This is a genomic window from Bradyrhizobium sp. 23 (assembly GCF_023073295.1).
Taxonomy (GTDB): Bacteria; Pseudomonadota; Alphaproteobacteria; order Rhizobiales; family Xanthobacteraceae; genus Bradyrhizobium; species Bradyrhizobium canariense_D.
This window is the reverse complement of sequence record NZ_JADPJF010000103.1, coordinates 335,477-352,367: the sequence shown is the minus strand read 5'-3', so window position 1 is coordinate 352,367 and position 16,891 is coordinate 335,477. Positions and strand designations below refer to the sequence as shown.

The window sequence follows — 16,891 nt, the reverse complement described above, 5'->3', positions numbered from 1 at the left end:
AGCGCTCAGAACTCGCCGTGTAGCCGCCCGGAAAATACCGACACCGGGCCGCGATCGGCGTTGTAGGCGGGGTTGACGATCAGCTGGTAGTCGGCAGTGAGGGTGAGACTCTTGTTCAGCGCATAGGCGTAATAGGTTTCGAGGATGCGCTCGCGGCGGTAGTTGAGCGCGCCGTCGCCGATGAGAACACCGAGGCCGCCGGCGGCCAGGAAGTCGCGATAGTCCTGCGAGATGGCATTGATGGCGCCGCCGACGCCGATCACGTCATCGGGCCGGCCCCATTTCGTGCCCTTGATCGAAAGACCGCCAGACAGGCTGCGGTGAATGTCGGTGAAGGCCAGCGTCTCGGTCTTGCCGTCGTTCCAGCTCCAACGGCCGAACAGACCGACATCCTCGGTGATCGCCTGCTCGAGGTTGAGCACGTAGCCATACTTCAGACGGCCGCGCCGGGTCTGCGCGATGTCGAGGTTGAGCGGGGGATTGTCCAGCGTCTCGCGGAAGCTGCCCATGTTGGCGCTGTCGAGCCAGCCTATGGTCCTGAGCTTGCCGGGTTGGCCAAGCAGGGAGAAGCGCGTTTCGAGCTCGAGCACGTACTGGCCGCGCTCGCCGACCCTGGTGTCGAAATGATTCGAATTGGACTCGGCGACCATCAGGAAGTAGCCGCCGCGCAACGCCCACTGCTTCTGATTCAGCTCGGCGGTGACGCCGTAGGTGAGGCCGACCTTGTCGGCGGAATAGTCGAAGGCGCCTGGCGCCCACAGCGACCAGTTCATGAAGTCCTTGCGGGTGTCCTTGGCGTAGGCGTTGCCGTCGAACACGTCGATCACCGGGAATTTGCCGGCCTGCACCGTGAGCCTGGATACGTCGACCTTCTGTCCGAGCTGCAACTGGCCGCTCGCGAGCTCTTCCTGCTCGCCGCCAAAGCCGAATGTCTGGCGCACGAACAGGCGCGATGTGTTGTAGTGCGGATAGGGGAAGTTCGACTTCTGCGCCTCGCCGTTGGGGAAACCGGCCGCGCCGACCGTGTCGTTCAATCCAAATCCCTGCAGCAGTTCGGGATTGTAGTAGACCTCGCCGCCGTCCCACAGCTTTGCGTTCAGGAACAGGCTGTTGCTCCAGGTCGCCTTGGCCTGCCTTGATGGCGAGAGCGAATTCGGCCCGGTGTAGAGGGCGGGGAACGACGGGTAGCCTTGCGGCAGATAAGTGCTCTGGCCGTGGATCTCCCAGCGATCCGATTCGGTGTCGATTAGCGAGCCGATCCCCAAGCTCTTGGGATTGTAGCCCGGCATGCCCGGCCAATCGACCTTGCGGTTGAGGCCGAGCCGGATCGTTTGGAAGTCGAGCGACGACGAATTGTATTGGGCACCTGTGGAGAAGGCGACATTGGCGCCGTCGAAGCGGCTATAGAGATATTCGAGCCGTGCGCTCCAATGCGGCGCAAAGCCGTATTCGATGCCGGCACCCGCGATCCAGCCGGGCCGCGTGTTCAGGATTTTCGGGACTGCTTCGCCTGCGGCCGGCGTGTCGAAATAGCGCTCGCCCATCCATGCAAAGCCGCCGGTGGCGTAGACCAGCCAGGGACCGCTGGTGTAGCCGACGCGGCCGCGCAGGCTCGCAGTGTAGTCCCATTGCTGCGTGACGGTGTTGGCGGGTGTCGCCAGGAAGGACACGATCGAGTTGGAAGTGATGTAGTTCGGAAACGAAAAATCGCCTTCGACGCCGAGGAGCCAGCCGGAATTGAGCCGGTAATTGTAGCCGGCCTGCACGCCGCCGATCATGCCGCTGAAGACGCCGCTGTCGCTAATGCCTGTGCCGTCGTTCAGCGCGAAGCGCGACGAGCCGAGGCTGTAGCCGGCATGCGCACCGATGTAGAGGCCGGTCCAGTCATAGACGGCCTTCAGCGCCGGTGCCTTCAGCGGCAGATCAGCCGCGCGGCTCGCGGCCGGAAAAGCCAATACACCCGAGGCAATCGCCGCGGCCGTTCGCAAATACCTGTAACGGTGACCCCTCAACGTCAAAACGCACGCCCCCAAACGCGAATGTGTCCACTCGCCGCAACCGACATCCCTGCAGATTCGCGGCGGCCCTGTCATCAGCTCTCGGTCGCCCGCCGTCGACCGAGATGATCTCGATTCGACGCGATTTCTTCCCAAGTCCCTCTGCCCATTACGGACCTTATTGCGATTAATTCGCAATAGCAACTAGTGCGGATTGTCGCAGGAGATGGTTCGCACCGCGATGTGACGGGACTGCAACAAATTCCAAGGTCCAAAACGGTTGACCCCGCCCGGGGGGACATCCGGGCGGGGTCGGGGGCACGACACGGGGTGGATGAGGCGCCCGTGTCGGACGCGGGATCCACGTGAGATCGGCCTCAGGGACTCAAATCAGAAGCAGGTACGCACGCGGCCAACGTACTGACCAAAGGCGTTGTACTGGGCGGCCCAGCCGCAGCGGTGATAGCCGTTGTAATAGGGGTCGTTGCTGGCGGCGATCGCGGAGCCGACGACGGCGGCGGTGGCGATGCCCAGGCCGACGCCGACGCCCCAGCCGAGCGGCTTGGCTTGCGCCTGCGAGGTGGTGGCCACGACGCTGCCGGTCAGGGTGAGCGCGGTGAGGGCAACTGCGAAAATCTTGGTCTTGATCGACATGTGAAACTCCATCCGGGTTGAGGCGGTCCGTTGTGGCCCGCGTACCGAGTTGGACGGAGGCTCCGCGCGTCCGGTTCGAACTCGGCAAAGGCGGAGCTCGAGTCTGGCTCTTTCCTGAATGATTCCAGAAGGATGAGCGCTAGCCGAGCGGGCCTTTTGCGAGCCTGTTCACGTCGAAGTTATCAACCTCGGCAAGCAGCTCGCAAAAGGCGCCGGCGCCCTGGTCGATCAGCTGCTCGCCCTTCGCGGCCACGGCTAGCGTCGCGTTGCCGGCGGCGCCGCTCGCGTGGAGATCCTGCGCCTGCCAGGCGAACGGCGCGGGTCGCTGCGTCGACAGCCAGCGATATTGCTGCTCCATCGCGATGCTGCTCGCGGGAAAATTCGCGATCGCATCCATGCGCACCCGATCGGGATAGCGCGCCAGCATGATCGAGGTTTCAATGGCGCCACCGTGGATGCCGTGGCGCACTTCGTCGGCCGGGAACAGCTTGTCCGCGCCCGACAGCCGCGACCACGACGTCGTCACCACGAACAGTTTCCGATGCGCGCGAAGATCCTGCGCGACCAGCATCATGGCCGCGCTGTTGCCGCCATGGCTGGTGACAATGACGAGCTTCTTCACTCCGCGGCGCGCGACGTCCTCGCCAATCGCGGTCCATTTTTTCAACGCGATGTCAGTCGGCAGCGTCTGCGTGCCCGGATAGTCAATATGCTCGGTGGAAATCCCGATCGGTTCAACGGGCAGGAAAGTGGCCGGAGCGCGCTCGGGCAGGAGCTCGCGCACGCGCGCGAGATAGGCGTCCGCGATCAGCACGTCGGTCTCGAGCGGCAGATGCGGGCCGTGCTGCTCGGTCGCGGCCAGCGGCAGCACCGCGATCCAGCGCGAAACCTCCGCGAGGCTGGCATCGGCCCAGCGAATCTCGGTCCAATCGCGGGAAGGCGTCATCAAGGTTTCTTTGCCCGAATTTGTCGCGTAATTTAGGGTATCAGGGGACGCGGGCCAGGCCGGCTCGCGTCCCCGAATGTCTTGCGGTTTTATCGCGTTGCTTGGACATCGGCTAGAAGCGATCGACGGAGTCCCATCATGAGCCCCTCTCATCTGCGGCGAGCCTTAACGGCGGGCCTGATGGCCGCTTTCGTCTCGGTCGTCCCGGCCCGCGCCGAAACCCTGGACAAGGTCATGTTCGGCACCAATTGGGTCGCCGAGGCCGAGCATGGCGGCTTTTTCCAGGCCGTCGCCGATGGCACTTACAAGAAATACGGGCTGGACGTCACCATCGTGCCCGGCGGGCCCAACGAGAACAACCGGATGCTGCTGATCGCCGGCAAGATCGATTTCTTCATGGCCGCGAACACGCTGATGTCGTTCGACGCAGTCGCCAACAACGTCCCGGTCGTCACGATCGCCGCGGTCTTCCAGAAGGATCCGCAGGTGATGCTGACGCAGCCTGATGCCAAGGTCGCCAAGATCGAGGACCTCAAGCCGCTGACGCTGTTCGTCTCCAAGGAGGGCATGACCAGCTATTTCCAGTGGCTGAAGTCCGAATACGGCTTCAGCGAGAAGAACGTTCGCCCCTACAATTTCAATCCGCAGCCCTTCATCGCCAATCCCAAGAGCGCGATGCAGGGTTACGTCACCTCGGAGCCCTTCGCGGTCGAGAAGGCCGCGGGCTTCAAGCCCAACGTGTTGCTGCTCGCCGATTACGGCTTCAACACCTATTCGACCCTGATCGAGAGCCGCCGCGATGTCGTCGAGAAGAAGCCCGACCTGGTGCAGCGCTTCGTCGATGCCTCCATGGTCGGCTGGTACAATTACATCTACCGCGACAATTCAGCGGGCAACGCCATGATCAAGAAGCTCAATCCGGAGATGACGGACGAGCTGCTCGCCTATTCCGTCGCCAAGATGAAGGAATACGGCATCGTCGATTCCGGCGATTCGCTGAAGAACGGCATCGGCGCGATGAGCGACGAGCGCTACACCTCCTTCTTCAACAAGATGGTGAAGGCGGGCGTGGTGAAGGCGGACCTCGATTTCCGCAAATCCTATACGCTGCGCTTCGTCAACAAGGGCGTCGGCGCCGAGCTGCGCCCGAGCAAGCCGTAGCGCAGGGCCGATGTCATCAGTCCAAACGTCGGCGGGGGTCGAGACCGGCCTGACGGCTCTGGCTGTCAGCCTGCGCGGCGTGACGAAGGCCTATGACAACGGCCTGATGGCGCTCGGCCCGCTCGATCTTGCGGTGCGCAAGGGCGAGTTCATCTCGCTGCTGGGGCCGTCAGGTTGCGGCAAGTCGACGGCGCTGCGGCTGATCGCCGAACTCAGCGCGCCGTCGTCAGGAATCGTCCGGCTGGCGCGTCGTGAGGGCACACCGCAGCCAGGTCATGTTCACCCAGATCATGGCATCGGCTTCGTGTTCCAGGAACCGACCCTGATGCCCTGGACCAGCGTGCGCGAGAATGTGCGGTTGCCGCTGAAGCTCTCAGGCGTTCCGAAGGCGGAATCGCGCGCGCGCGCCGATGAGGCGCTCGCAAGCGTCGGGCTTGCCGATTTTGCCGACGCCTTTCCGCGCGAGCTCTCCGGCGGCATGAAGATGCGGGTGTCGCTGGCGCGCGCGCTCGTCACAGACCCTGATATCCTCCTGATGGATGAGCCGTTCGCGGCGCTCGACGAAATCACGCGCTTCCGCCTCAACGACGATTTGCTCGCGCTGTGGCGCAGGCTCGGCAAGACCGTCATCTTCGTCACGCATTCGGTGTTCGAATCCGTCTATCTGTCGCAGCGCGTGGTGGTCATGACCGCGCGGCCGGGCCGCATCCAGGCCGACTTCCGCATCGAGACGGTCGAGCCGCGTGGCGAGGAGTTTCGCACTTCAGTCGCCTATTCCGATTATTGCCGGAAAGTGTCGGCGGCGCTGGCGCCGTCCTATGCAGGGCAGTCGACGCTATGAACGCGCAAGCTTCCGTCACTGCGAAGCCGTCCGGCGCGCAACGCGCGGTGCGCTTCGCGCTACCGGTCATCGTGTTCGCGGCGGGACTGCTCGCCTGGGAGCTCGTGGTCCGGATCAAGGACATCCCGCCTTACGTGCTGCCGGCGCCCTCGGTCATATTCGCGACACTGATCAAGGATTGGGCGGTGCTGTCGCAATCGCTTGCCGCGACGCTGCTGACCACGCTTGAAGGTTTTGTCGCGGCCAGCGTCGGCGGCATCGCGCTGGCGCTGCTGTTCAACCAGTCCAAATGGATGGAAGCATCGCTATTCCCCTATGCCGTGGTGCTTCAGGTCACGCCGGTCATCGCGATCGCGCCGCTGCTGCTGATCTATCTGGAGCAGCAGACCGCGGTCGTGGTCTGCGCCTTCATCGTCGCCTTCTTCCCGGTGCTGTCCAATACCACGCTCGGGCTCAATTCGGTCGATCGCAACCTCGCGGGCCTGTTCCAGCTCTATGGCGCCTCGCCACAGCAGACCCTGCGCTATCTCAAGCTGCCGGCGGCGCTGCCTTATATTCTCGGCGGCCTGCGCATTGCCGGCGGCCTGTCGCTGATCGGCGCGGTCGTGGCCGAGATCGCGGCGGGAACGGCCGGCGCCGGCTCCGGGCTCGCCTACAGGATCGCAGAATCCGGCTACCGCTTGAACATACCCCGCATGTTCGCAGCGCTGCTGCTGTTGTCGCTGGCCGGGATTGTCATCTATGGGGTGCTGGCGCTAGTTTCCCACCTCGTTTTACGGCGCTGGCACGAGAGCGCGCTTGGAAAGGACAACTGATGACCACCGGTTCGATTTCGTCCGAAAAGATCGACCTTCTGATTTATGGGCCGGTCCGGCCGATCCTCGAGAACGGGTTTTCCGATCATTTCGTCGTGCACAAGGCGGAGACGCGGGGCGATCTCGAGCGGCTGACGCCGGCGATCCGCGAAAAGATCCGCGGCGTGGCGGTGACCTATCACACCGTGCGCGCCGACCGGGATTCGCTGTCGCAATTGCCCAAGATCGAGATGGTGGCGAGCTTCGGCGTCGGCTACGACCACGTCGATGCCAAATACGCCGCCGAGCATAACATCATCGTCACCAATACGCCCGACGTGCTGACCGAGGAGGTCGCCGACGTCGCGATGGGGCTTCTGATCTCCACGGTGCGCGAGTTCATCAAGGCCGACCGTTATGTGCGCTCCGGTCTCTGGCAGACCCAGAACTATCCGCTCAGCGTCGGCTCGCTGCGCGACCGCAAGGTCGGCATCGTCGGCATGGGCCGGATCGGACAGGCGATCGCGCGCCGGCTCGATGCCTCGCTGGTGCCGGTGGTCTATCACACCCGCAACCCGTCCAAGGACGTCTCCTACAAGCACTACCCCGACCTGATCGAGATGGCGAAGGCGGTGGACACGCTGATGGTGATCGTGCCCGGTGGCGCTGCTACCGAAAAGATGATTAATGCCGAGGTGCTGAAGGCGCTCGGCCCGCGCGGTGTGCTTGTCAACGTCGCGCGTGGCTCGGTGATTGACGAACCGGCGCTGGTCCAGGCGCTCAAGTCCGGCACCATCCTTGCCGCCGGTCTCGATGTGTTCGCGGCCGAGCCGAACGTGCCGGACGAGCTCAAGGCCATGCAGAACGTGGTGCTGCTGCCGCATATCGGCTCGGCCTCGGTGGTGACGCGCAACGCGATGGATCAGCTCGTGGTCGACAATCTCAAGTCCTGGTTCTCAGGCAAGGCGCCGTTGACGCCGGTTGCGGAAACGCCGTTTAGGGGGCGCTGATGAGAGGTCTTCGGGTCCTGGCATCTGCGGCATGCGTTGCCGCGATCGGCATCGCGCAGGCGCAGGATACGACGACCCTGAAGAAGGAGATGCCCGGGCAGTGGGAGCTCTCCACCACCGAGCGCAGCAAGACCTGCGTCGTCACGCTCAAGGCCGACGCCGCGGCGCAAGGCTTCAAGCTCGAGCTGGAGCCGGCCTGCAAGGCCGCGCTGCCCTTCACGAAGGACATCGTCGCGTGGAGCGTCAGGGGTCTCGACATCGTCCGCTTGCAGGATGCGAGCGGTGAGGCCGTGATCGACTTCACCGAGGTCGAGGCCGGCATCTTCGAGGGCCTGCGGCAGGGCGAGGGCGTCTACATCCTGCAAGACCTCGCCGCTGCCCGCTCGATGGCGAAGTCGATGGACCAGATGATCGGCGACTGGTCGATCGTGCGCGGCAACGGCCAGCCTGTCTGCGGGCTAACGCTGACCAACACGGAAGCCGGGCCGGACAATTTCCAGGTCTTCCTCAAGCCGAAATGCGATGCAGCCATCGCGCAGTTCAACCCGACGCAATGGCGGCTAGACCGCGGCCAGATCATCCTGCTGTCGAAGGCCGGCGAGGCCTGGCAGTTCGAGGCCGACGACAACGCGCAATGGCGGCGCGTCCCCGATACCGCCGATCCCCTGATCATGCTGCGGCAGTAGCGCCGCGAAACGCAATCTCGTCCTGAGGGCCCGCCATAGGCGGGCGTCTCGAAGGATGGTGGCAGGCTACGTCGTCGGCTTGGGCGGCGGCGCGGTGCCTTGGGCCCACTTCTCCATCTTGCCGAGCACGCCCCAGGCCGTGAGCGCCAGCGAGATCGGCATCGCGAACTGGCCGAGGCCCGGCACCGCCGACACGAGCGTCCCGAGCAATCCCGCGAGTCCTCCCGCGTTGGGGCTCGCCGTCACCGACGACAGCAGCGCGGTGATCAGCGAGCCGCCGATGCCGAGCGCAGTCTTCTTGCCGTCGAGCATCTTGCCGATGGTCTCGCCGAGCGCGCCATTGACCTGGCCGAGGACGGGCTTGCCGTCCCGGTTGAGCAAGGTGCCGAGCAGGTCGACGACCTGCTTCAACTGGTCGACGGGAGCGGGGCTGGTTCGGGTGAGGGTGACTGGTCCTGGCATGGGGGCTGACTTGTTGACGACGGAAAAGAGCCGTTCGAACAGGCTGATCGGATCATTGGTGGCGGGCAGCGTATTGCCCGATGTCGTCGTTGCCGGCGTCACACCGCCGACCGGCGGCCGCAGCAATTGCGCGAGGTCCTCCAGCCGCTTCATGATCCGGGACATATCGCCGGCAGACCCGGTGGGGCTCGACTGCGCCGCGCGGGTGAGGGCGGCGACCGTGGCGCCGTCGAGAAGTCCAGTATCTCTCAGGCCGTTCTGCTGCTGAAACTGCGAGACCGCGGTTCTGGTCTTCGGTCCGCTGATGCCGTCCTGGGCGAGCGGCGGATTGGCGCCGAGCCTGTTGAGCGCCTGCTGCATGAGGACGATCGTCGACGCCGCGTCATCCTCCGGTTCGGCGCGGCTCGCGAATTGCGGGCTGCCGTCGAGGGTAATCGAGGAATCCAGCGACATCATTGCATGCAGGATCACCGCGGTGCCGAGCTGGGAATCGACGTGGTTCGAATCGAACACGTGATCGCGGACGAATTTGCCGGCCCTCGCCTCGGGCGGGCCATACAGCGTCGAACCGCCATAGAGATAGGGCGAATTGCAGCCCTTGGCGTGATAGCCGAAGCCGTTGAACGCTTCGAGTCGGAACAGAATCCGCGCGATCCCCCAGTCGTGAGCGCCGACAAAATTCTCGATTCTGAAGGCGTCCACGGCGCCGTCCACGAACGTGGCAAACGGACCGCGTCCTTTCGGAACGAGCGTCGTCGCGCGATGGAGCGTTTCCCCGTTGCCGAGATAGGTGTCGAAATCGAAATTGGATTCGCGGTAGTGGCAGAGGGCAGCGAAATACCAGGGCACGCCGGTCAACCGCTCGATCTGCTGATAGGTCGCCTTGCCGTTGATGGCCTTGCGTGCGACCGCGTTCGCGTCGGAGAGGCGCGAAGGCCGGATCTCGAGATTGGCCCAATTACGCTCGTATTCGCTTTTCAGACTCTCGAATGAAATCATTTTCCGCTCCCGCAATGAATGAGTTTTCGCAACTGCGCGTCAGTCGAAATGAACCAGGTGCCGTGATCAGGGCGTGAGGCCAGCGTGATCTCCTGCAAGTCTGGCAGGCCGCCGGGGCGCCGCGTGTGAAGTGGGTTACAACCTCGCCGGGAAAATGAGCGGCAGGACCGGGATCAGGGCGGCGGTCCGCGACGGAACCGGCAGGGCCGCTGCCCCGTTAGCGACGCGAGGCAGTCTGGCCAGGGAGTCCAACATGACCACGCGCGTCCTCGCGATCGGCATCGAACCCGGCAACGCGGACTACAGCGCATTCCCGCAGCTCACGCCGGAGCTCGTGCGCAACTATATCGATGCGCAGCTGCTGCGCCTGCGCGATCTCGGTTACGAGGTCACGAGTTGCCTGATCGATCTCGATGCCGCGGCGGAAGCCGCCGTCACGGTAGCGTTGCGCGAGGAGAATTTCGACTGCATCGTGATCGGCGCGGGGCTGCGCGAGCCTCGGGAGCGTCTGCTGCTGTTCGAGAAGGTGCTCAACCTCGTCCACCGCCTGGCGCCCGACGCCGCGATCTGCTTCAACACCACGCCAGCCGACACCGCCGAGGCCGTGCAGCGCTGGGTCGATGCATGAGATGAAGCGGCCGGCCCGTGCTGCGCATGCGCCATGGTCTGAGCCGCCTTCGATCCGAGCCTCCGACGCCATAGCGTGACGCGCCGGGTCCCGAAATGGTGATTTTTCTGGTCCGAATCCGGCTGCGGCGCTATGACTCGTCTGACCACAGGGGAGGGCGAGCATGCTTCGAGGTCTTCGCATTGGAAGTTTCGCTATCGCGGCATGTCTGGCGGTCGTGATCGCGATGCCGGCTCATGAGGCGGCGGCGCAGGACGCCATTGGCGGTGCCATCCTCGGTGGCGTCGGTGGAGCGATCGTGGGTGGCGCCATCGGCGGAGGCCGCGGCGCCGCCATCGGCGCCGTCGTCGGTGCCGGCACGGGCGCTGCGATCGCCTCCGAGGGCGAACGCCGCCGCTCCGGCTATTACGCCTATCAGCGCGGCTGCTACGCGCAGCGCCGGGACGGCTCCTATGTCCCGGTCGATCCGCGATATTGCTACTAGATCAGCCGCATCCCGCGCAAACTCGCATGCCCGCTCTTGCCGACGATGATGTGGTCGTGCACGGCGATGCCGAGCGGTTTTGCGATGTCGATGATCGCCTTGGTCATCTGGATGTCGGCCTGCGAGGGCGAGGGATCGCCTGAGGGGTGGTTGTGCACCAGGATCAGCGCGGTCGCGGACAATTCCAGCGCGCGCTTGATCACCTCTCGCGGATAGACCGGGGTGTGATCGACGGTGCCGGTCTGCTGCACCTCGTCGGCGATGAGCTGGTTGCGCTTGTCGAGGAACAGCAGGCGAAACTGCTCTTTGTCGGCGAACGCCATGCTGGTGCGGCAATAGTCGATCACTTCGTTCCAGGACGACAGCGCGTTGCGGCTGTTGACCCCGCCCTTGGCGACGCGATGCGCCGCCGCCGCGAGCAGCTTGAGCTGGTGGATCGCGGACTCGCCGACACCGTCTACCTCGCGCAGGCGCGCCACCGGCGCGTGCACGACCTCGGCGAACGAGCCAAAAATTTTGATCAGCGACTTCGCCAGCGGCTTGGTGTCACGCCGCGGCAGCGCCGAAAACAGTGCCATCTCCAGCAGCTCGTAGTCGCTGAGCGCGTCCGCACCCGCGCTGTAGAAGCGCTCGCGCAGCCGTTCGCGATGGCCGAGATAGTGCGGCGCTTCTTCGGGCTTGCTCTTGTCGTGGTCGGGCTTGGCGGGCATCGGCCGCCAGCATTGCCGCGGGCAATCGTTTTTGCAACCGTCAATTGCGGCGGCAAATCCGCTTCACGCCAGCCGGCGAATGCGAACGTCAGCCGCCGGGATCACCCGATCTGCTTCTCGCCGTGCCGCTCCGACAGCGTGAAGATCTCGACACCTGTCGCGGTGACGCCGACGGAGTGCTCGAACTGCGCCGATAGCGAGCGGTCGCGGGTCACGGCGGTCCAGCCGTCGGAGAGGATCTTCACATGCGGCTTGCCGAGATTGATCATCGGCTCGATTGTGAAGAACATGCCGGGCTTGAGCTGCACGCCCTCGCCGGGCCGGCCGATATGGATGATGTTCGGCTCGTCGTGGAACATGCGCCCGAGGCCATGGCCGCAGAAATCGCGCACCACGCTCATGGCTTGCGGCTCGACGAAACTCTGGATGGCGTGGCCGATGTCGCCGGTGGTGGCGCCGGGCTTCACCGCGGCGATGCCGCGCATCATGGCCTCATAGGTCACCTCGATCAGCCGCTCCGCCTTGCGTGCGATCGGGCCGACTGCATACATCCGGCTGGAATCACCGTACCAGCCGTCGACGATGAAGGTGACGTCGATGTTGACGATGTCGCCCTCTTTCAGCGGACGGTCGCCGGGCATGCCGTGGCAGACCACGTGGTTGAGCGAGGTGCAGGTTGAATAGCGGTAGCCGCGATACATCAGCGTCGCCGGATAGGCATTGTTGCTGAACGCGAAGTCGCGGACGAACTGGTCGATGCGGTCGGTCGGAACGCCGGGCCCGACGATGTCGGTGAGCTCGTCGAGGCACTTCGCCACCAGCGCTCCCGCCTTGCGCATGCCGGCAAAGGCGCTTGGTCCATGCAGCTTGATCTGCCCGGTCTTGCGGAGCGAGGTATCGGTAGCTTCGACGTAGCTCATGCGGGCGCAATCTTCTGGGGTGGGCTCGATATCGGCGGAAAGGCTTGATTTCGCGCCCAATTTAATGATTGCGCGCCTTCATGCAAGTCAGGCCTGCCCTGCCTTGCGCCTGAAAGCGGGCCTAATTCGGGACTTCCATGATGGTTTCCACCGGCAGGGCGCCGCCGCGGACGCGGATTTCGCGAACCGGGTAGGGAACCCGGATGCCTTCGCGCTTGAAGGCGTCCCACAGCGCCAGCATCACGTCGCTCTTGACGTTGTCCATGCCGTCGGGGTCGGCAATCCAGAAGGTGAGCGAGAACTTCATCCCGGCTTCGGCGAACTCGGTCAGGATGGAATTCGGCGGCTTGCCCTTCTGCGCGCGCGGGTGAGCGGCCGCGGTCTCGGCGGCGAGCTTGCAGACCAGCCGCGGGTCGGCGTCGTAATTGGTGCCGAAGGCGATCTTCACCAGCGTGTTCTTGTCGGTGTAGGTCCAGTTGACGACCTTCTGCGTCACCAGATCCTCGTTCGGCACCAGGAATTCGCGGCCATCGCCGGCGGCGACGGAAATATAGCGCGTCTTCATCGCGCTGATCCGCCCGGTGTTGTCGCCGATGGTGACGAGATCACCGGGCTTCACCGATTTGTCGGCGAGCAGGATGATCCCCGAGATGAAATTGGCGACGATCTTCTGCAGGCCGATACCGATGCCAACGCCGACCGCGCCGGAGAACACCGCGAGCGCCGAGAGATCGATGCCGACCGTGCCGAGCGCGATCACGATCGCGACCGCAAGCAGGCCGATGCGGATGATCTTGACCAGCAGCACCTGCACCGATGGCGTCAGATCTGTGGTCGAGTTGATCCGGCTCTCGGCGAAATTGCTGGCGATGTTGGTGAGCCAGAGCGCGATGAGCAGCAGCGCACCCGCCTTGATCACGAGCAACGGCGTCAGCCGCAGGCCGCCGAGCACGATGGCGAAAGAGTCGAGCAGGTCGACCGTCGCATCGAGCTGGCCGAGGATCGAGAGCGCCGCGACGAACCAGGCCGTGATCGACACCAGCTTGACGATGAAGGCGTTGCGCAGCACCGAGGTCAAGAGCCGGATCGCGAGCCAGGCCAGCCCCAGCTTGGCGGCGACCATCAGGAGATAGCTGCGGCTCGGCCAGGTCGCGTGGTACATGACCACGCGGGAGACGATCACGAGCAGGGTGAAAACCGCCGTCGAGGCGCTGGAGACCATCACCCGGACGAAGTGCCGGAGCGGCAGCGGCCAGCGCATCGCCAGCGAGGTCATGTCGACGCGGCTGCGAACGGCGGCTTCCGCGGCATAGGCGATGCCGGCCGCGGCCAGAATGAGCCCGAATTGCAGGTAGAACCAGGGCGAGGAGATTTCCGCCCCGACGCTGCGCGCGGTGGTCTGCACGAACTCCATGAAGTCTTTGAGGTCCATGTCTATCGGTCTCGTCGGGGAGCGGGCGGGAGGCGTTGATTCGAGCGCGCCGGAGAATCCCACAAAGGGCGCGGCCGGACCACCGATACACCGCCAAGTGAAGTGCGTTAAGGCCGCAAAATGCGGGCAGATTGCCGCGAGCGGGAGAAAATGGGTTGGCGTGGGAGTCCGCCGACGATAAGGATGCAATTCCAGCGATTTCGTACCCGGAAGGTGGATGGCTTCCCTCGACAGTGTCAGCCTCGCCATATTGCTCGGTGCCGTCCTGGTGTTGGCCGGGATCCTGTCAAGCCTGCTTGCGCTGCGCTTCGGCGCGCCCCTTCTGCTCGTCTTCCTCGCGATCGGCATGCTCGCGGGCGATTCCGGTCCCGGACAGCTGCAGTTCGACGACGTCCGAACCACCTATCTGGTCGGCTCGGTCGCGCTCGCCCTGATTCTGTTCGACGGCGGCTTGCGGACCCGCTTTGCCAGCATCCGCACCGTGCTCGCGCCTTCCATGGTGCTCGCGACCGTCGGCGTGCTGCTGACCTCGCTGATCACGGCGCCGTTCGCGAAATATGCGCTCGACCTCAACTGGACGGAGTCGCTGCTGGTCGGCGCCGTGGTGGCCTCGACTGACGCGGCCGCAGTGTTCCTGCTGGTGCATACCCAGGGCCTGCGCCTGCGCCCGCGCGTCGGCGCGACGCTGGAGGTGGAATCCGGCACCAACGATCCCTTCGCGATCTTCCTGACCCTGATGCTGGTCGAGTACATCTCGCTGGGAACAGGCACGGCCGCGCATGTGCTGATGGAGTTCGCCCAGGAGGCCGTGCTGGGCGCCGTCGTCGGGGTGATCGGCGGGCGTCTGGTCGTCATCGCGCTCAATAAGGTCGCGCTGCCGCAGGGCCTCCATGCGCCGTTTGTCACCACCGCCGCGCTCGTCATCTTCGGCGGCTCGCAGATCATGCATGCCTCAGGCTTCCTCGCGGTCTATCTCGCCGGGATCATCATCGGCAACCGCCCGACCCGCGCGCATAATTCGGTGGTGGCCTTCCTGGACGCCGCGACCTGGCTGGCGCAGATCGTGATGTTCGTCCTGCTCGGCCTGCTGGTCTCGCCGAGCCGGCTCGGCGGCAGCGTGCTGCCGGCGGTCGGGATCGCATTCGTCCTGATGCTGCTGGCGCGGCCGATCGCCGTGTTCGTCTGCCTGGCGCCGTTCCGCTTCAACTGGCGCGAAAAGATCTTCATCGCCTGGACCGGCCTGCGCGGCGCGGTCGCGATCTTCCTGGCCTCGATCCCGATGCTGGTCGGGCTGTCGAAGGCCTATCTCTATTTCGACGTCGCCTTCGTCGTCGTCATCATCTCGCTCCTCCTGCAAGGCTGGACCCTGGGGCCGGCCGCGCGCAAGCTGCACGTGGCGCTGCCGCGCGCCGAACGCGGCCCGCGCCGTGTCGAATTGGACTTGCCCGGCCAGCTCGAGCAGCAGCTCGTCGGCTATCCGGTGCGGTCCAAGAGCCTGTATTTTCGCCGCGGCCTGATCCCGTCCTGGTCGAAGCCGACGCTGGTGATCCGCAAGGAGAACATTTTGACGCCGGCGGAAGCCGAGCCGATCGCGCCCGGCGATTACATCTATCTGCTGGCGCCGCCGGAAAAGGCCGAATCGCTTGACCGCTTCTTCGTCGACATGCAGCCGAGCTCAGCGCCGGACCCGCATCTGCTGGGCGACTTCATGGTCTCCGGCGAGCACACGCTCGCCGAGCTCGCGGAGATCTACGGCGTGGAGGTCGGCGAGGACGAGCGCGGGCACACGCTCGCTGATTATTTCGACGTCCATCTCGACCGCGCGCCGAAAGAGGGCGCGGAGCTCGTGCTGGATCCGATCGTGCTCGTGGCGCGCTCCATCTCCGGTGGCCGAGTCAACGTCGTCGGCCTGCGCCTGCCGGAAGACGAGGAAACGCCCGCGCCGCTGACGCGCAGGCAGGTCCTGCGGCGCAAGCTGGCGGATCTGTGGAGCTCGGTGGCTGGGGTTTAACGCCACATCCGCGTTGGCGGTCATTGATGAAGCGCACGTCTGCTTCTTCGTCGTCCTGGCCTAGTGCGCAATTGCGCACAGGCGCCAGGACCCATACCCACCGTCAGCTGTTTTGCGAAGGCTGGTGGTGACGATCTGGCCCACCCACTCTCCTCTCTGGGGTAATGGGTCCTGGCTTTCGCCGGACGACGGCGGAGAGCGATGGCGACAACGCTGGAACCGCCCCCAAATCGCCGCAACCGCCGAAGATTTGCGCGTCTTCGTGACCGCTGCTCCCGGAACGCTCCGCGATGCCGCTCGTTCTTAGCGGCGTAAACGCATCCGACAGGAGTAATCCATGCGAAAGCTCATCTTGCCGGCCATCGTCGCGATCGGGCTCGGATCGGCCGCGCCCGCGATGGCCTATGACACCGGCGATCAGATCTCGATGCAGGTCGCGCTCGACGTCGCCACCGACATCGGCGTCATGACCGTCTCGCACACCGAGTTCCTCGGCGACGAATGGCAGATCGAAGGCCGTGATCGCGCCGGCCGCTGGATGGAGGTCGATGTGGACGCGCGAACGGGTGAGGTGCGCAACGTCGATCGCGGCTGGTAGTGGCGGGTCTCGGTAGCGGTGTCGGCGAGGATCACTCGGCCGGCACCGCCACCATCCAATGCAGCGCGATCGCCGCTCGCGGTACGATCCATTACCCCGGGGAGTAGTTTTGCGAACACCGGCAGTTACGTTTTCTTCGCTGGTACGCACACCACCTGCCGCTGATAGATCACGCGGTATGGGTCCTGGCTTTCGCCAGGACGACGGCGGAGGGTGGGCCGGCGGCTTGCCTCATCCGTTGCCTGCTCAACGGACCCCTCACGTCAGCACCTTCACCCCGCCGAACGACGTCACGCGGCCCTGCTTCAGCATCACGATCTGCGTCGCGAGCTGGCGCAGCTCGGCGACGTCGTGGCTGACATAGACCATGGGGACGTTGGCCTCATCGCGCAGCCGCACCAGATAGGGCAGGATCTCCAGCTTGCGGCCCTCGTCGAGCGCGCCGAGCGGCTCGTCGAGCAGCAGCAGGCGCGGCCGCGACAGCAGCGCGCGACCGAGCGCGACGCGCTGGCGCTCGCCGCCGGAGAGCTTTCCGGGGCGGCGACCCTGCAGCGCGCC

General features: G+C 64.9%; 17 protein-coding genes. 9 read left to right on the top strand and 8 right to left on the bottom strand.

The window, feature by feature from the left end:
• Positions 1-5 precede the first annotated feature (5 nt).
• The 3 genes from IVB32_RS26715 to IVB32_RS26705 all read right to left on the bottom strand — a co-directional run bounded on the left by IVB32_RS26715 (position 6) and on the right by IVB32_RS26705 (position 3,597).
• A complete protein-coding gene (locus IVB32_RS26715; RefSeq protein WP_247368772.1) occupies positions 6-1,988 on the bottom strand; it encodes a carbohydrate porin in 1,983 nt (660 codons plus the stop codon).
• A 399-nt stretch (positions 1,989-2,387) separates the two neighbouring features.
• Positions 2,388-2,651 (bottom strand): hypothetical protein, encoded by a 264-nt coding sequence (locus IVB32_RS26710; RefSeq protein WP_007597808.1) that lies wholly within the window; start codon positions 2,649-2,651, stop codon positions 2,388-2,390.
• 139 nt (positions 2,652-2,790) lie between these two features.
• A complete protein-coding gene (locus IVB32_RS26705; protein ID WP_247368727.1) occupies positions 2,791-3,597 on the bottom strand; it encodes a creatininase family protein in 807 nt (268 codons plus the stop codon).
• A gap of 138 nt (positions 3,598-3,735) precedes the next feature.
• On the opposite strand from IVB32_RS26705, the gene IVB32_RS26700 reads away from it, so the two are divergent.
• The 5 genes from IVB32_RS26700 to IVB32_RS26680 are packed head-to-tail and all read left to right on the top strand — an operon-like array spanning position 3,736 to position 8,089.
• A complete protein-coding gene (locus tag IVB32_RS26700) occupies positions 3,736-4,758 on the top strand; it encodes an ABC transporter substrate-binding protein (protein ID WP_026233942.1) in 1,023 nt (340 codons plus the stop codon).
• 10 nt (positions 4,759-4,768) lie between these two features.
• Positions 4,769-5,599, top strand: coding sequence for an ABC transporter ATP-binding protein (locus IVB32_RS26695; protein ID WP_247368729.1), 831 nt, complete (start codon positions 4,769-4,771; stop codon positions 5,597-5,599).
• Entirely contained in the window at positions 5,596-6,414 is an 819-nt protein-coding gene (locus tag IVB32_RS26690; protein ID WP_247368730.1) for an ABC transporter permease, read from the top strand. Before IVB32_RS26695 ends, IVB32_RS26690 begins: the two co-directional genes overlap by 4 nt.
• Positions 6,414-7,403, top strand: coding sequence for a 2-hydroxyacid dehydrogenase (locus IVB32_RS26685; RefSeq protein WP_247368732.1), 990 nt, complete (start codon positions 6,414-6,416; stop codon positions 7,401-7,403). The genes IVB32_RS26690 and IVB32_RS26685 overlap by 1 nt, the downstream gene beginning before the upstream one ends.
• Positions 7,403-8,089: an AprI/Inh family metalloprotease inhibitor gene (locus tag IVB32_RS26680; protein ID WP_247368735.1), complete on the top strand. Its 687-nt coding sequence runs from the start codon at positions 7,403-7,405 to the stop codon at positions 8,087-8,089. The genes IVB32_RS26685 and IVB32_RS26680 overlap by 1 nt, the downstream gene beginning before the upstream one ends.
• Positions 8,090-8,155: 66 nt before the next feature.
• Here IVB32_RS26680 and IVB32_RS26675 read toward each other — a convergent pair whose 3' ends face one another.
• On the bottom strand, positions 8,156-9,550 hold the full coding sequence (locus IVB32_RS26675; RefSeq protein WP_247411820.1) for a peptidoglycan-binding protein: 1,395 nt from the start codon (positions 9,548-9,550) through the stop codon (positions 8,156-8,158).
• Between the two features lie 253 nt (positions 9,551-9,803).
• Here IVB32_RS26675 and IVB32_RS26670 point away from each other — a divergent pair, with 253 nt between their 5' ends.
• Together IVB32_RS26670 and IVB32_RS26665 are read left to right on the top strand one after the other, a co-directional pair.
• The gene (locus tag IVB32_RS26670) at positions 9,804-10,178 is read left to right on the top strand and encodes a hypothetical protein (protein ID WP_018460081.1); all 375 of its coding nucleotides are present in this window, start codon (positions 9,804-9,806) and stop codon (positions 10,176-10,178) included.
• A gap of 163 nt (positions 10,179-10,341) precedes the next feature.
• A complete protein-coding gene (locus tag IVB32_RS26665; protein WP_026233940.1) occupies positions 10,342-10,662 on the top strand; it encodes a glycine zipper domain-containing protein in 321 nt (106 codons plus the stop codon).
• On the opposite strand, the gene radC is transcribed toward IVB32_RS26665, so the two are convergent.
• The 3 genes from radC to IVB32_RS26650 all read right to left on the bottom strand — a co-directional run bounded on the left by radC (position 10,659) and on the right by IVB32_RS26650 (position 13,730).
• A complete protein-coding gene (gene radC, locus IVB32_RS26660) occupies positions 10,659-11,372 on the bottom strand; it encodes a DNA repair protein RadC (protein WP_247368742.1) in 714 nt (237 codons plus the stop codon). The genes IVB32_RS26665 and radC overlap by 4 nt on opposite strands.
• A 101-nt stretch (positions 11,373-11,473) precedes the next feature.
• A complete protein-coding gene (gene map, locus IVB32_RS26655) occupies positions 11,474-12,292 on the bottom strand; it encodes a type I methionyl aminopeptidase (protein WP_018460078.1) in 819 nt (272 codons plus the stop codon).
• 121 nt (positions 12,293-12,413) lie between these two features.
• Positions 12,414-13,730 (bottom strand): mechanosensitive ion channel domain-containing protein, encoded by a 1,317-nt coding sequence (locus IVB32_RS26650; RefSeq protein WP_026233939.1) that lies wholly within the window; start codon positions 13,728-13,730, stop codon positions 12,414-12,416.
• 211 nt (positions 13,731-13,941) lie between these two features.
• Between IVB32_RS26650 and IVB32_RS26645 the strand changes: the two genes are divergently transcribed.
• Both IVB32_RS26645 and IVB32_RS26640 read left to right on the top strand, forming a co-directional pair.
• On the top strand, positions 13,942-15,735 hold the full coding sequence (locus tag IVB32_RS26645) for a potassium/proton antiporter (protein WP_018460076.1): 1,794 nt from the start codon (positions 13,942-13,944) through the stop codon (positions 15,733-15,735).
• A gap of 337 nt (positions 15,736-16,072) precedes the next feature.
• Positions 16,073-16,333: a PepSY domain-containing protein gene (locus IVB32_RS26640; protein WP_018460075.1), complete on the top strand. Its 261-nt coding sequence runs from the start codon at positions 16,073-16,075 to the stop codon at positions 16,331-16,333.
• A 258-nt stretch (positions 16,334-16,591) separates the two neighbouring features.
• Here IVB32_RS26640 and IVB32_RS26635 read toward each other — a convergent pair.
• The coding region (locus IVB32_RS26635) for an ATP-binding cassette domain-containing protein (RefSeq protein WP_247411819.1) at positions 16,592-16,891 on the bottom strand (300 nt) is incomplete at its 5' end.